We start from the raw sequence: 15,138 nt of genomic DNA, 5'->3' as shown, positions 1-15,138 counted from the left end.
TCACTACTGGCGAGTAACATGTCGGCCGTTCGGCGGGCGCGCGTCAGCGTTCGAGCACCGCGTCGAAGACGATCGTCGTGGTGAAGTTCGTGCCGTCCACCTGGTAGGCGAAGCAGCCCGGGCCGCTCACCCACGTCGTTGCGGGGATGTCGTTGTCCCGCTCGGTGAGCAGGGCGAAGAAGCCGCCGTCGCGCCGTTCGCCGGTGTAGGAGAACTCGGCGAGGGCCGAGCCCTCACCGTCGATGCGGTCGGCCCGGATGAGCACCGGGCCGGCGTATCCGGTGCCGATCCAGCGGACTTTCGCGCGGTACTGCCCGTCTGGTTGCCGGTCGTCGGCGCGGAGTTGGAGAACCGCGTCGCCGCCCGTGTAGTAGTAGGCGATCGGGCCGAGCGGGCCGGTGCCGAGGACCTTGTCCGGGTGGCCGGGTCGGGCCTTCGCGGCGGTGACCGGGCAGGTGCCGCCGGCTGTGACGCGCGGTAGGCGCAGCGGCGACGCGGCGAAGGGTGCGCCGGAGGCGCTGCTGGACGTGGCGCCGCTCGACACGGAATCGCCGGTCGGCGCGGTGCCGCTCGCGGCGGGGTCGTTGCCCGCGTCGGAGCACGCGGTGAGGGCCGCCGCCGTCATCGCGACGATGAGCAACGCTGCTCGGGTTCGCATCCCCATGCACCCCAGCATCCCACCGGCAGGCATTAGTACATGTGATCGAAAAAATGTCGTAGGGTTGGTGTATGGCACCGCCCGAGCTCACCCCGATCCGGCAGCAGATCCTCGGCTTCGTCCGGCAAACCGTGCGGGAGCGGGGCTATCCCCCGAGCATCCGTGAGATCTGCGAGGCGGTCGGGCTCAGTTCGACCTCATCAGTGGCCCATCACCTGCGAGCCCTCGAGAAGCTCGGCCTGATCAACCGGGACAGCCGAGCGGCCCGCGCCGTCGACGCGCGCGAGGCGCCTGACGGCACCACGGTGGTGCCGCTCGTGGGTGCGATCGCCGCCGGTTCGCCGATCACCGCCGACGAGAACTTCGAGGAGGCGCTTCCCCTGCCGGCGAGCCTCGTCGGCCACGGTGAGTTCTTCGCGCTGCGGGTGCGCGGTGACTCGATGATCGAGGCCGCGATCTGCGACGGCGACATCGTCGTCGTGCGCCGGCAGCCCACCTCCGACAGCGGCGACATCGTCGCCGCGATGCTCGACGGCGAGGCCACCGTGAAGGTGCTGCACGTCGAGGGCGGCCACGTACAACTACTGCCTAAAAACGCCCACTACGCCCCGATCGACGCCGACCACGCCACCATCCTGGGCCGCGTGGTCAGCATTCTCCGCAGCCTCCGCTGACGCCGACTGGCTCCGGCAGTCGGCCGAATCGCGGGCTACGGTTAAGCGGAGACAGTCCCCGCTGAAGATCTGGAAGGCGCCCGCCATGCCGATTCCGCTCTCGATCCTCGATCTCGCGCCGGTCGGCGCGAACGAGTCCGCCTCCAGCGCGATCGCGGCGAGCGTCGCGTTGGCGCAGGCCGCGGAGGAGCACGGCTACCAGCGGGTCTGGTACGCCGAGCACCACAACATGGCCGCGATCATGTCGAGCGCGACGAGCGTCCTGATCTCGCACGTCGGCGCGAAGACCAACAGCATCCGCCTCGGCGCCGGCGGCGTCATGCTCCCCAACCACGCTCCGCTGACGATCGCCGAGCAGTTCGGCACGCTCGCCGCGATGTACCCCGACCGCATCGACCTGGGCCTGGGCCGCGCCCCCGGCTCGGACCAGAACACGATGTACGCGCTGCGCCGCGACCCGAGCTCCGCCGAGTCGTTCCCCCAGGACGTCCAGGAGCTGCAGGGGTACCTGACCGGCCACACCCGGGTCCCGGGCGTCGACGCCTACCCGGGCAAGGGCACCGACGTGCCCCTCTACATCCTCGGCTCGTCGCTGTTCGGCGCGCAGCTGGCCGCCGCGCTCGGCCTGCCGTACGCGTTCGCGTCGCACTTCGCGCCGCAGGCCCTCACCCAGGCCGTGCGGATCTACCGCGAGAAGTTCCAGCCGTCCGAGCAGCTCTCGCAGCCGTACGTGATCGCCGGCGTCAACGTGCTCGCCGCCGACACCGAGGAGGAGGCGCGGGCCCAGCACGAGGTCACCCGCCGCTCCCGCGCCCGCCTGCTGTTCGGGCGTGGACGCAACCTCACCGAAGCCGAGACCGACACCCTGCTGGCCTCCGGCGCCGCGCAGCAGCTCGACTCGATGATGAAGTACGCCGCGATCGGCACGCCGAACGACGTCCGCGCCTACCTGGAGAACTTCACAGCCGAGGCCGACGCCGACGAGCTGATCACCGCGCACCAGGCCCCCACCGTCGAGGGCCGCCTGCGCTCGGTGGCCCTCACCGCCGAGGTGATGGAGCAGGTCCCGGCGTGACCTAGGAGTCCGCGTGGGCGATGCGCGTCAACTGGGGCCAGAGCAGCACCAGGAAGAGCGCCGAACCGGCGAACGCGAACCAGAACGGCGCCGTCACGCCGAAGCGACCCGCCAACGCACCGCCCACTGCGGATCCCACCACCAGGCCGCCGTACAGGCCGATCGTGTAGACGCTGCCCACCCGCCCCTGCAGGTGCGACGGGACAGCGCGCTGGCGCACTGTCGTCGAGGTGGTGCCCCAGATGAACGCGTGTGCGCCGAACACGAAGAAGATCGAGAGGGCCACGACCGGAGACGTCGTGGCGGCCAGCCCGAAGTGCGTGAGCGTCTCGATGATCAGGCCGACGCGCATCACGTTGCCGAGGCTGACCCGCGCGGTGATCCAGCCGTAGAAACCGCCCCCGAGCAGCCCTCCGACCGCCGACACGGCGGTGATCAGCCCGAATCCGATCGCGCCGAGACCGAGCCGGTCCTGCGCGTAGATCACGAGCACGGACCAGTCCGCGCCGAACGTCACGTTGAAGATCAGGATCGTCAGCGCCAGCGTGCGCACCGCGGCATGACGCGAGATCCACGCGAAGCCCTCGTGGATCTCGCGGAGGACGTGGCTCGACGTCGGCGCCTCCCGCGCCGCCGGTCGGATCCGGCAGACGAGCAGCACACCGGCGGCGACCAGCACCGCCTGGGTGACGAAGGGCCAGACGCCACCGGCCGCGAACAACGCCGCGCCGATCGGTGGGCCGGCGAGCTGGTTGAGCGAGACGAACCCGACCTGGAGGCGGGCGTTGGCCAGCACGAGGTCGTTCCGGGACACCAGCATCGGCGTGAGCGTCGCGGCGGTGTTGTCGGCGAACACCTCGGCGGTGGCCAGCAGCCCCAGTGCGACCAGCGCACCCACCGCGTCGAGCCGGTCGGTGACGAGCGCGGCGACCAGGACGGCGAGGACGACCGCACGGCTGCCGTCGGCGAGGACGACGATCCGGCGCCGGTCGTAGCGGTCGGACACCACCCCGGCGGAAAGCCCGAACACCAGCTGCGGCGCCCAGCGCAGCAGTGCGGCCGATGCGATCAGGAACGGTTCGTCGGTCAGCGACGCGACCAGCAGCGGCCCGGCCGCGATAGCGACGCCGTCACCCAGGTTCGTCGTCCAGGACGACGCGAGCAACCACCGGAACGACCGGCCCAGGCGTGCGGGCGCGACACGTTCCAGTATCCCGGGCACCGCGCGACTGTACTTTCCGCGCAGCGGAACGGCGAGGCAATTGCCCGCTCCCGCTGATGCGCGGCAGTAGGGCCCGGTCGACGTACGTAGGGTCACACCTCGCCGGAGCGCTGATCGGGCACGCTAACGTACATAGTGGACTCAGTCGGAGGGAAGTGTTCAGGTGGAACACGCTACGAACGCGCAGATCGATACCAGCCGGCCCCACGTGGCCCGCATGTACGACTACTACCTCGGGGGAAAAGACAACTTCCAAGTCGACCGGGACGCGGTCGCCGCAGTTGAAGCGGCCATGCCGGAGGTGCGTCAGCTGGCCCGCGAGAATCGCGCGTTCCTGCGGCGTGCGGTGCGGTTCATGGTGCGATCCGGCATCCGGCAGTTCATCGACATCGGCGCCGGCCTGCCGACGGTCGGCAACACGCACGAGATCGCACAGCAGGCCGCGCCCGACGCCCAGGTGGTCTACGTCGACAAGGATCCGATCGTTCTGGCGCACGGTCGAGCACTTCTGGCCACCAACGAACTCACCACGGTGGTGACCGCCGACCTGCGGGAGCCGCAGAAGGTCATCGGGAACCCCGAAGTGCGGGAGCTGATCGACTTCGACCGGCCGGTCGGGGTCATGCTCATCGCGATGACCCATTTCCTGCGCACCGACGAGTTCGACCCGGTCATCGGAGCGTTGCGGGACGCGCTCGCGCCGGGAAGCTATCTCGCCGCCACCCACGTCACCGTCGACAATCACCCGGCCGAGGCGGTGGAGGGTGTCGAGGCCGCCTACCGCGCCACTCCCACCCCGATCTATTTCCGGCGCAAAGACGAGATCGCGGAGGTGTTCGCCGGGTTCGACCTGGTCGAACCCGGTCTGGTGACGATTGACCAGTGGTGCCCCGACCCGGCGGACCCGGCGCCGGAGGCCACCCGCTGGCTGATCGGCGGCGTCGGCCGCCGACCCTGACCCGAGGTGTCGGCGGCCAGCGGACGGCGTCGGTCACCTCCCGTTGCGCGATGGGCGCAGCGCCGACGCACCGAGCGCACCGCGAGCGCCGGCACCTCACGCCACCTCCCGGAACACCTCGCGGGTCGCGCTGGTGAACAGCGCGTTGACCGCCTCGCGGTCCAGGCCCGCGGCCCGGGCGGCGGTCAGCCAGTCGACGAGTGACCGCCGCAGGTCGGGGTGCGCGTCGAGCGCCGGTGACGCCAGCGACCGGGTCACGAACGTGCCCTGGCCCTGCCTCGACTCCACCAGCCCGTCGCGCTCCAGCTCGCGGTAGGCCTTGTGGACGGTGTTCGGGTTGATCGCGAGTGCGGCGACCACCGCGCGGGCGGTGGGGAGCTGGTCGCCGGCCTCCAGCACACCGAGCCGCAGGGCGTCCTTCACCTGCTGCACCAGCTGCAGGTAGGTGGTGACGCCGGACGTCCGGTCCAGTCGGAACTCGATCACGACGACGTCCCCCTCCGCGCCACGACGACGAACGTCCCGGCGACGAGCAGCACGGACAGCCCCAGGTACCAGCCGAGCTCTTCCCAGCGAATCTCGTACCAGCGGTCCCACGACCCGTCCCCGTACCGGACCCAGCCGCCCACGAACCGCACCGCCGCGTACACCAGCAGCGTGACGAGCATCGCCGGCTCGACTTTTCCGATCACCGCGCCGACGAAGCCCCCGAGCGCCACCGCGAAGACCGTGAAGCCCACGGCGGCCACCGACACGACGTCGTACCGGTAGTGGTCGTTGAATCGGCCTTCCAGCACACCGGTGAGCACCAGACGCACGGTGAGCGCGACCGTCAGGGTGGCGACGCCGAGCGGTACCAGGGTCAGCGCCAGCCATCGACGGCGCTGCGGCCACATCAGATCGGCGGTGTGGTTCTCGAGCGGACGGGCGAGCAGGGGCGCGCCCCAGAAGACGCCGAGCGCGGCGGGCAGGAACGCCGCGATCGTGCGGGACGTGCTCCCGTTTCCGAGGGCGCCCACGATGCCGTGCCGTTCGAGCGCTCCGATCAACGCGAGACCCGCGACCACGGCGACCGCAGTGGTCAGGAGCGAGCGCTGCTGACGCCAGGTGACCCAGATCATGACCGTGGCACCTTTCGTATCATCCACCCGAACGTGATCGCGAGCCAGAGCGCGGCGAGGGCATAGAGGACCACGCCGTAGGCCCACACCACTCGCGGGTACTCGGCCGGGTCGTAGACCTGTGGGTGCGGCGCGAGCAGATCGACGAGCGGCAACAGGAGCCCGCCGTTCCACACGAGCAGGAAGCCGGCCACCGTGACGGCCATCGCCGGCAGCGTGCGGCCCAGCACCGCACCGGCGCACAGCCCGAGCGCGCAGGCGTAGAGCAAGAAACCGAGCCGGACGGTGCTGGTACCGACCTCGCCCGGCCAGATCAGATGATTGCCCGGCGGCAAGCCGTACGCGGCCCGTACCCCGTACATCGTGGCCACCGCGAGCACCAGCGTGGGCAGGACGCGGGCCGCCAGCCAGCGCGCGCGGAGCATCGACTGGGTGTACGCGAGGTCGACCGTGCCGCGCTGCTGTTCCCGGGCGAGCATCGGCGCAGCGATACCGGCACCGAACAGCATCGGCACCGAGACGCCGGGCTGCGCGAAGTCGCCCATGGACTCGTAGTAGGTGGCCAGCCGTTCCGGGCCCGCGACGAGTAGCGCGTAGGCGGCGATCAGTGCGAGCGACAGGAGTGCGGCGCCGCGCAGCTGGCGGGCATGGAGCCAGGTCAACGTCGCGAAGCTGGTCATACGGCCACCAACTCGGGCCCGGCCGCTGCCGCGGGGCTGCGCAGGTAGCCGAAAACGACATCGGACAGCGTCACCTCGTGCACGGCCCACCGGGGATCGACCGGCTCGGCGCGCCACCGCACGAGGACCGTGGCCTGGCGTTCGGTCGTGCGGGCCGAAACCACGGGGTGGACGCCGACGCGGCCGTTGCCCCCGTAGGCCTCGACGGGGCCGACGAGCAGGCGGTGGCCGTTGACCAACGCCTCGATCTGCCCCGACACTTGCAGCGATCCCTCGTTCACGACCAGCAGTGAATCGCAGACGTCCGACAGTTCCGCGAGCACGTGCGAGGAGAGGATCACCGTGCAGCCACGCTCCTCCACCGTCGCCATCAACTCGCCGAGCAGCGCCGGGCGGGCCAGCGGATCGAGGTCGGCCATCGGCTCGTCGAGCAGGACGACGTCGGCGCGCTTGCCGAGAGCGAGCGCGATCGCGACCTGCGTGCGCTGGCCACCGGAGATCCGGCCGACGCTGCGGTCGAGCGGGATGCCCAGGCCGCGGAGCCGCTCGGTGGTGCCGCGCGTGTCGAATCCGGCGTTGGTGGCCGCGCCGAAGCGGATCATCTCCGCGACCGTGAACCCGTCGTAGAGCGGCTTGCTCCCCCGTCGCGTCCAGCGTCGTCGTCATGCGAACCTCTCTCGGTCTACTAAAGTACTAGCACAATAGTAGTTTGACCGAGGGTGCCGCCCCTCACCTCGAGGGGCGGATCATCGCCGGAATCGTAGGGTGACCAACTCGAAGGGACGTAGCCGAAGGCTGGTGGAACGGCCCTCCGGCAGCGACACGGCAACGGGCTTCTCGAGTAGGTCGGTCACCGCCACCGATTCGTACGGGAAAAACGCCTCGACCTCGACGTCGGCTCGGCGCCCCGCGGATTCGTAGAGCCGGACCACGACGTCGCCGGACCCGTCGTCGGAGCATTTGACGGTGTCGACCACCACTCCCTCGCCCGTGGCCCGCACCAAGGGTTCGATCACCTCCGCTCCGGTGATCGACCGAAGCGGGAAGGCGAGATCGAAGCCGAGCGCGACGGTGGCGGAGACGTCCGCACCCGGAGCGAGCACCGTGGTGAAACGGTGGCCGCCCTGGTCGGTCTCCGGGTCGGGGAAGAGCGGGCTGCGAAGCAGGGTCTCCCGGACGATCGTCATCGGCCCGTCCACGTCCCGATCACGCACGACGTCGTGGCCGTAGATCGTGGCGTTCGCCACGCCCACGCCGTAGCCCTTCTCGCCGACGTGCAACCACCGATGCGCACAGATCTCGAACTTCGCCTCCTCCCAGGAGGTGTTCGTCGTGGTCGGCCGGGTGACGTAACCGAATTGTGTTTCCGCAGTCGACTCGAGTGCGTCGATCCGGAAGGGAAACGCGAGCTTCAGGACTTTCTGGCGTTCGCGCCAGTCGACCTCGGTGGTGATGGTGACGTCGGCGCGGTCTCGTTCGAGAACGATGTGCTGCTCGACGGTGGAGTTCCCGAAGCGGCGTCGGGCGACGACGACGCCCCGGTCCCCGTCGCCCGTGGCGGTGATCTCCGCCCGGTCGTCGAGGTCGACGACCTGTTGCCGGTAGTGCTCGTCGAGATCCCACGCATCCCATTCGGTGGGCAGGTCGGGATGCAGCTGGAGCAGGTTGCCCGGCCTACGGCCCGTGAGCAGGCTCCGCTTCGTCGTGAGGTCGTCCAGGACGACGAGCAAGCCGCGTTCGTCGACGGTGACACGGGTGAGACCGTTGACGAGCGTCCACGACGTGCCGTCCTCGACGATCCGGACCGGTGCGGCGTCCCGGGCGGGGAGTGACGCGGCCGCGCAGCTCAGCGGGGCGACACCCGCCCGGGAAAACGGTGACGAGTTGACGGTCAGCAGCTGATCTCCGGGCCCGGCGAGAGCTGCCAGCGACGTCTCGATGACATGATTCAGCGATTCCGCGACCGACGCGTGGGTCTGTTCCGCTTCGCGATGTACCCAGGCGATGGAACTGCCCGGCAGGATGTCGTGGAACTGCAGCAACAGCACGCGGCGCCAGGCTTCGTCGAGCGTCTCGGCCGGATAGGGGAACCCACGTCGCACAGTGGCTGTGGTCGCCCAGAGTTCGGCTTCCCGCAGAAGTGACTCCGACTGGCGATTACCCCGCTTGGTGGCCGCCTGCGAGGTGTAGGTGCCTCGATGGAGTTCGAGGTACATCTCGCCTTTCCAGACGGCGGGTTCCGGGTTCTCCGCCTCGGCCGCGGCGAAGAACCGGGCCGGCGAGCTCACGGTGACCCGGGGGACGCCCTCGAGGTCGGCCTGGCGGTCGGCCGCGGCCAGCATCTCACGCGTCGGTCCCCCGCCGCCGTCTCCCCACCCGAAGGGGGCGAGCGACATCGAACTGGTGAGGTGGTCGGCGAAGTTGTTTTCCGCGTAGACGAGCTCCTCCGCGGAAAGCATGGCGTTGTACGTCTCGATCGGCGGCATGTGCGAGAACAGAATGGACCCGTCGTGCCCCTCCCACCGAAACGTGTGGTGCGGCATCCGATTGACCCGGTTCCAGGACAATTTTTGCGTGAAGAACCACTTCAGCCCGGCACCACGAGCGATCTGCGGAAGCGCACCGGTGTACCCGAAGCTGTCGGGGAGCCAGACCTCCTCGCACTCGATGCCGAATTCTTCGGCGAAGAACCGCTGGCCACGGGTGAACTGGCGGACCAGGGACTCCCCGGAGGGAATGTTGGTGTCCGCCTCGACCCACATGCCGCCGACGGGAACGAAACGCCCCTCGGCCACCCGCTGCCGGATCCGTTCGAACAGCGTCGGGTAGTGCTCCTTCATCCAGGCGAACTGCTGGGCCGAGGAGCAGGCGAACACGAAGTCGTCATGGTCGTCCATGAGCGCGAGCACGTTGGAGAAGGTTCTGGCGCACTTCCGGATCGTCTCCCGGACCGGCCAGAGCCAGGCGGAGTCGATGTGGGCGTGGCCCGTGGCGTGGATGGTGTGGGCGCTCGCCGTGGCCTTCTTCATCAGTTCGCCGCGCAGTTCGGCACGTCCGGCAGCAGCGGTTTCCGCCACGCGGACCGGTTCGATCGCGGTGATCATGCGTTCGAGCGCGCCGGCGATCTGCCAGCGGCGAGGGCTCGTGACGGGGAGCTGGGCCGCGACGCCGCGCAGCACCGCGATGTCCTGGAGCAGCTCGTAGACCGTCAGGTCGAGCAACGCCAGATCGGCGCGGTTCAGCCGGTAGCGCAGGGTCTCTCCGGCCGTTTCCCAGAGACCGAGCGGAGTCGGGGTGAAGTCGACCACGTCGGATCCGGCGACATTCGGATTGGCAGCGGCCTCGACCCAGAACTCGACGGCGTCGCCCGCGTCGCCGTCGAGGGGAACGTAGTGGTTCCAGGGAGACAGCCCCTTGAACGGCTCGCCGGCGAGGGTGTAGGCGAGTCCTTCCGCCTGGAAGCCCGGCTGGGCATGGGTGAAGCCGAGATCGATGACGGCTTCGAGCCGGGTGCCGGTGCGCAGGCTCCCCTGCCGGTTCCAGTCGGCCGGGATCGTGCAGTGGACCCGCAGCCAGCTGGTGTCCCACGCGCGTCCCCATTCCGACCCGACCGGAAGTGGTCGGAGCTCTCCCGCGGTGCCGACGGCGAAGGGTACAGGTTCGCCGCCGATCTCCCGGTGCCGGACCGTCAACGGGACCGCCGCGCGGTAGAGCCGGGGCTCGATCTTGTCGCGGACGAACCGGGCGACGCGTTGCTCGATCTGGAGGAGGCGACTCTTCTGACGAACCTCGATCATCGGACTCCGCTGCTTCCTATCTTGAGGACGAGAGTGCGGCTCTCGGGGCGTAGCAGCGCATCCGGCCAGACGTCCGGGCCGCAGGCGCGTGATCCCAGCCCGTTCTGGCCCGCGTCGAGGTACAGGTAGGACGCCGAGGGCGGGGGAAGCTCGTGCGGATGCCGGGCGGCACTGAGTTCCTGGGCGGTGTGGCGGGTCAGGGTGAACCCGGGGCGGCGGCCACGGGCATCGGGGAAGGCGTCGATCGACAGGTACGGTTCTCCGTCCGTCGCCAGGTGCAGCGACCGCAGGTCGCTGCGGTGCCCGCTTTCCTGGGGGCGCGCGTACCGCACGGTGAGGTCATCGATGTGACGGGCGAACCGGCCCACCAGGGCGCTCCGCCGAGAATCCGGATAGGAGTCGCCGGGACCGGTCCCGAACCACGCCGCGCCGTCGACGGTGGTGGGGAGATCGAAACGTACGCCCACGCGGGGCCAGACGATCGCCCAGCGGGAGGTCGGTTCGATCTCGACGCGGAGCCACAACCCGTCGTCACGCGAGGTCCAGGTCTCCTCGACGGTGACCGCCGCCCGGTGGTCAGGCGCGCCGTAGCGGGTGCGGATGCGGATGCCCGAGGGAACGGCGGACACGTCTTCCACCCTGGCGACCAGCCGATGCAGTCCGGCGTCCAGCCACTGGGCGGCGTACGACGGACCGGGTACGCCGAGCCCTTCCCCCTCCAGGGGATCGCTCGTGTCGTAGCTGCCGATGTGGTTCCCTCGGTCGTTGTCCGTGGGGGCTCGCCACAGTTCCAGGCGGGGGCCGGTCACGGGGAGCCCGGCGAGCCGGGTGAGCCGGCCCTCCTCGAAGGTTGCCAGGCCGACCTCGAGTGTTCCCGCAGTCGTCCCCGTGGGGCCGGACGCCCTCGTCAGTTTCGTCGGGGTGCCACCGGCCGGCGTGAGGTCGTGCTGCCCGGAGGCGACCACGTGCCCTGCTGCCGCCCACGTCGTGTCGGCGGCCAGCGCAGCGTCGACGGTCAGCCAGGTCTCGTCCTTCCCCGACGGTGTCGCGTGCACAACCGTGGCGGTCGCGGCTGCGCCGGCGTCGATCGATGCGAGATCGTCGAGGACGCCGTGGCTCACCTCGTGCCCGTCCTGCTCGATTCTCCAGCGGAACACCAGATCCGAGGTGTCGGCGCTGTGCCGCCGGTTCTCGACGGTGACCGCGACCGATTCACGGCCGGACCGCGAGAAGGCGAAGCGCACCGGGGCGGCGACGGCGGCGAACTCGAACAGGCCCGGGGACGGCGTGCTGTCGGAGAGCACCATCCCGTCCATGCAGAAGGGGCCGTCGTGGACGATCTCGCCGAAGTCACCGCCGTAACCGAAGTACTCGACGCCGTCTGCGGTACGGGTACGGATTCCGTGATCTCGCCATTCCCAGACGAATCCTCCGTGCAATCGCGGGAACCGGTCGACGAGGTCCTCGTAGCGGTCGATACCGCCCGGACCGTTCCCCATGGCGTGCACGTACTCGCAGATGAGGAAGGGTTTCGTTCGCTGCCGGGCGGACTGCGCCCCGGAGGCTTCCAGCAGCAGCGAGGTCGAATCGTCTCCGATGCTCCTCGTCTCGGCGATCGTCGGGTACATCCGCGAGTACACGTCGGTGTAGTCGCCGGCGCGGTCACCCTCGTAGTGGATGGGCCTTTCGGGATCACGCATCCGCGCCCAGGCGGCCATGGCGGCCAGATTCCGTCCGGTCCCGGACTCGTTGCCGAGTGACCACATCACGATGCTCGGATGGTTCTTGTCCCGCTCGACTGCGCGCTCCATCCGATCGAGGTACGCCTCGCGCCAGGCGGGATCCTCACTCGGGTTGCCGAACCACTCGTCGCGTCCGCCGCCGGGGTGGAAGCGGTCGCTGCCGTGGTGGAACGAGTGGGTCTCGACGTCGTTCTCCAGCATCACCCAGAAGCCGAGTTCGTCCGCGAGGTCGAGCACCCGCGGGTGCGGTGGGTAGTGCGACGTCCTGATCGCGTTGACGTTGAACCTCTTCATCATGGCGAGGTCCGCGCGAGCGAAGTCCTCGTCGAAGACCCGGCCCCGGTCCGGGTGGGTCTCGTGTCGGTTCATCCCGTGGAAGACGACCCGCCGGCCGTTGACGAGGAACTGGTCGCCTCGGACGGTGACCGTGCGGAAACCGAGCCGCAGCGACACCGTCTCGCCGCGGCTGGTGATGGTCGCGTCGTAGAGCCGCGGATTCTCGGCCGACCAGGCGTCGACTGCACCGACGTCGATCGGCCCGACGTCCGAGGCGGACGCCCAGCGGACATCGACGGCGAGGTCGGGCACCCGCAGGTGCACCGGGAAGGCCGCCGACGTCGCGCGGAGCTCGCTGGTGATCGTCCCGCTGCCGGACTCGTGATGGTAGGAGGCACGGACCCAGACGTCCTCGATGCCTCCGACGGGGCGGGCCTGCAGGGTGACGCTCCGGAAGATGCCGGGCAGCCACCACTGATCCTGGTCCTCGACGTAGGTTGCGGCGGACCACTGGTGCACACGGACGGCGATGACGTTGACGCCCTCGTGCACGGCGTCCGTCACGTCGAACTCCTGCGCGAGCCGCGATCCCGATCCGACGCCGATCGGGACACCGTTCACCCAGACGCGGTAGCGGGACTCCACACCGTCGAAGCGAAGGACGATCGCCTCGACCGTCTCCTGGTCGGTCCATCCATCGGGCAGGACGAACGTGCGCCGGTGGTCGCCGGTCGGATTGGCGTCCGGCGGGTGCGGCGGGTCCTGCGGAAACGGCAGCTGCACGTTCGTGTAGATGGGGCCGCCGTACCGGCCGTCACCCTGCAGCACCCAGTGACAGGGCACGTCGAGCGAGTCCCACGCCGCGTCGTCGTAGTCCGGTGCTGCCATCGCGTCGTCGGCCTCGCCGGCCGGGAGCACCCCACGGCCTCCCAGGGTGCCGGGTGCGGCCGGCAGCAGACGAAAACGCCAGGCGCCGTCCAGCGAGAGGGCCGGCGCGTCGGAGTGCAGCCAGGACCGGGCCGCTCTCCGGCGTCCGGTTCCCGGGCCGGTGTCGGTGAGGTAGTTCATCTGACCGCTCCAGCCGCGAGTCCGGTTCTCCAGAAGCGCTGCAGCATCAGGAACAAAACGATCAACGGCACGATGGACACGAACGAGCCGGTGATCACCGACTGCTGCAGATCGGGCTGCTGGCTCACGGCGGCGTTCCAATTGAACAGGCCCAGGGTGATCGGGTAGAGCTCTTCGCTCTGCAGCATGACCATGGGCAGGAAGAAGTTGTTCCAGATACCGATGAACTGGAACAGGAAGATGGTGACCAGGCCCGGTGCGAGCAGCCGCAGCGACACCTGCCGGAAGATTCGGAACTCGCTGGCTCCGTCGATCCTCGCCGACTCGAGGATCGCCTCGGGCACCGAGGCCGAGGTGAAGACCCGCGCGAGGAACACGCCGAACGGGTTGACCACGCTCGGCAGGATCACTGACCAGTAGGTGTTCACCTGGTGCACCGCCGAGAACATCAGGAACAGCGGCAGTGCGAGCGTCGCGGACGGGACCAGTACGCCACTGAGAATGACGGAGAACAGGAAGTCCCGCCCGCGGAAGCGGAACTTCGCCAGGGCGTACCCGGCGAGCGCGGACAGGAACGTCCCGATGAGGGCTCCCCCGCCGGCGTAGATCAGGCTGTTGACGGCCCATCGCCCGAAGAGCCCGTCCTGCGTCGTGAAGAGCGTCCGGAGGTTGTCGGCGAAGTTCAGGTCGGCGAACCACAGCCCGAAGGTGGAGGCGAAGTCGCCCTGGGATTTCGTCGATGACACCAGCAGGAAGTAGGCGGGGATGAGGAAGTAGATGGTGAGGACCACCAGTACGCTCATCGCCGCGATGCGGCCGACCAGGCTCTCCTGGCTGGGCGGCCGACGCCCCGGGGCGCTTGACGTGCGGGCGGCGGTCATGCGTCCGACCTCCGACTGGTGATCTTCATGAAGCCGAAGCTGAGGATGAACGTGGCGATGGCGATGACCACGGACATGGCCGCGGCCTGCTGATAGTTGCCGCCGCTGGCGATTCCATAGGTCATCATGTTCGGCGTGTAGGTGGTCGACACGCTCGGGGCCACCTGGGCGAGCACGGACGGCTCGGCATACAACTGCAGTGTGCCGATGATCGAGAAGATCGTGGTCAAGACGATCGATGGGAACACGATCGGAAGCTTTATCCGGAGGGCGATGGCGAGGTTGCCCGCGCCGTCGAGCCGCGCGGCCTCGTAGAGCTCCTGCGGAATTGCCTGCAGCGCGGAGTAGATGATGAGCATGTTGTAGCCGGTCCACAGCCACGTCGAAATGTTCGCGATGGACCACAGGACGCTGCTCTGATCGAGGAAGTCGACGGAGATCCCGATGTCGCTGAGGATCTGTACCACCGGCGACAACTGCGGGTGGTAAAGGAACGACCACATGATGGCGGCGATCAGTCCGGGCACCGCATAAGGCAGAAAGGCTGTCAGCCGGAAGAACGACGGGAAGCTGACCAGTCGCGAGTCGAGGAGCAGAGCGATGAGGAGTGACAGGAACAGCATGACCGGGACCTGGACGACACCGAACAGGCCGACCCGGCCGAGGCTGGCCCAGAACTCGGAGTCGGAGAGGACCGCCGCGTATTGCGTGACGCCGCCGAAGACGGTGGACACCGTTCCGAACTGGCCGCCCGATCGTTCGATCTTCTGGAAACTCTCGACGAGCGCGTAGACGACCGGTGCGACGTAGAACAAAAGGAAGGGCACGAAGAACGGCAACAGGAACGAGGCGATCGTTCCCGACCGCACACCGACGCGGTATCGCGGTGCGGTGGAGCGGTTCGGCAACGCCGGGGGCGCCGGCGCGATGCTGGTCGGTGAGGTCATGGGTTCGCCCGTCTCGGATCGACGGTGGCGCCGGACCAC

Annotated in this window: 13 protein-coding genes; 3 read left to right on the top strand and 10 right to left on the bottom strand. The window is 69.1% G+C overall.

Features of this window, described 5'->3' with window-relative positions:
• Positions 1-43: 43 nt before the first annotated feature.
• Positions 44-664, bottom strand: a complete 621-nt coding sequence (locus ACGFY5_RS24205) for a hypothetical protein (RefSeq protein ID WP_392723074.1) — start codon at positions 662-664, stop codon at positions 44-46.
• A gap of 65 nt (positions 665-729) precedes the next feature.
• Between ACGFY5_RS24205 and lexA the strand changes: the two genes are divergently transcribed.
• Both lexA and ACGFY5_RS24195 read left to right on the top strand, forming a co-directional pair.
• A complete protein-coding gene (gene lexA, locus ACGFY5_RS24200; RefSeq protein WP_392723072.1) occupies positions 730-1,332 on the top strand; it encodes a transcriptional repressor LexA in 603 nt (200 codons plus the stop codon).
• An 85-nt stretch (positions 1,333-1,417) separates the two neighbouring features.
• Positions 1,418-2,407: an LLM class flavin-dependent oxidoreductase gene (locus ACGFY5_RS24195; protein WP_392723071.1), complete on the top strand. Its 990-nt coding sequence runs from the start codon at positions 1,418-1,420 to the stop codon at positions 2,405-2,407.
• A gap of 1 nt (position 2,408) precedes the next feature.
• On the opposite strand, the gene ACGFY5_RS24190 is transcribed toward ACGFY5_RS24195, so the two are convergent.
• Entirely contained in the window at positions 2,409-3,629 is a 1,221-nt protein-coding gene (locus ACGFY5_RS24190; RefSeq protein ID WP_392723070.1) for an MFS transporter, read from the bottom strand.
• A 163-nt stretch (positions 3,630-3,792) separates the two neighbouring features.
• Between ACGFY5_RS24190 and ACGFY5_RS24185 the strand changes: the two genes are divergently transcribed.
• On the top strand, positions 3,793-4,587 hold the full coding sequence (locus ACGFY5_RS24185) for an SAM-dependent methyltransferase (protein WP_392723068.1): 795 nt from the start codon (positions 3,793-3,795) through the stop codon (positions 4,585-4,587).
• 96 nt (positions 4,588-4,683) lie between these two features.
• Here the strand turns inward: ACGFY5_RS24185 and ACGFY5_RS24180 are convergent, their stop codons facing one another.
• The 8 genes from ACGFY5_RS24180 to ACGFY5_RS24145 form a co-directional block, all read right to left on the bottom strand.
• The gene (locus ACGFY5_RS24180) at positions 4,684-5,073 is read right to left on the bottom strand and encodes a GntR family transcriptional regulator (RefSeq protein WP_392723067.1); all 390 of its coding nucleotides are present in this window, start codon (positions 5,071-5,073) and stop codon (positions 4,684-4,686) included.
• Complete coding sequence (locus tag ACGFY5_RS24175; RefSeq protein WP_392723065.1) at positions 5,070-5,708, bottom strand: hypothetical protein; 639 nt, start codon at positions 5,706-5,708, stop codon at positions 5,070-5,072. Before ACGFY5_RS24175 ends, ACGFY5_RS24180 begins: the two co-directional genes overlap by 4 nt.
• Positions 5,705-6,388: a hypothetical protein gene (locus tag ACGFY5_RS24170; RefSeq protein ID WP_392723063.1), complete on the bottom strand. Its 684-nt coding sequence runs from the start codon at positions 6,386-6,388 to the stop codon at positions 5,705-5,707. The genes ACGFY5_RS24175 and ACGFY5_RS24170 overlap by 4 nt, the downstream gene beginning before the upstream one ends.
• A complete protein-coding gene (locus ACGFY5_RS24165) occupies positions 6,385-6,990 on the bottom strand; it encodes an ATP-binding cassette domain-containing protein (protein WP_392723062.1) in 606 nt (201 codons plus the stop codon). The genes ACGFY5_RS24170 and ACGFY5_RS24165 overlap by 4 nt, the downstream gene beginning before the upstream one ends.
• A 144-nt stretch (positions 6,991-7,134) precedes the next feature.
• Positions 7,135-10,185 carry an alpha-mannosidase gene (locus ACGFY5_RS24160; RefSeq protein ID WP_392723060.1) on the bottom strand — a complete coding sequence of 1,017 codons (3,051 nt, stop codon included), beginning with the start codon at positions 10,183-10,185 and terminating at the stop codon, positions 7,135-7,137.
• Positions 10,182-13,271, bottom strand: a complete 3,090-nt coding sequence (locus ACGFY5_RS24155; protein ID WP_392723059.1) for a glycoside hydrolase family 2 TIM barrel-domain containing protein — start codon at positions 13,269-13,271, stop codon at positions 10,182-10,184. The genes ACGFY5_RS24160 and ACGFY5_RS24155 overlap by 4 nt, the downstream gene beginning before the upstream one ends.
• Entirely contained in the window at positions 13,268-14,152 is an 885-nt protein-coding gene (locus ACGFY5_RS24150) for a carbohydrate ABC transporter permease (protein WP_392723057.1), read from the bottom strand. The genes ACGFY5_RS24155 and ACGFY5_RS24150 overlap by 4 nt, the downstream gene beginning before the upstream one ends.
• Positions 14,149-15,099 carry a carbohydrate ABC transporter permease gene (locus tag ACGFY5_RS24145; RefSeq protein ID WP_392723056.1) on the bottom strand — a complete coding sequence of 317 codons (951 nt, stop codon included), beginning with the start codon at positions 15,097-15,099 and terminating at the stop codon, positions 14,149-14,151. The genes ACGFY5_RS24150 and ACGFY5_RS24145 overlap by 4 nt, the downstream gene beginning before the upstream one ends.
• Positions 15,100-15,138: the final 39 nt, after the last annotated feature.

Source organism: Cryptosporangium sp. NPDC048952, assembly GCF_043197895.1.
Lineage (GTDB): Bacteria > Actinomycetota > Actinomycetes > Mycobacteriales > Cryptosporangiaceae > Cryptosporangium.
Note: the sequence above shows the minus strand (reverse complement) of the source record. Positions and strands in the feature narration are given on the sequence as shown.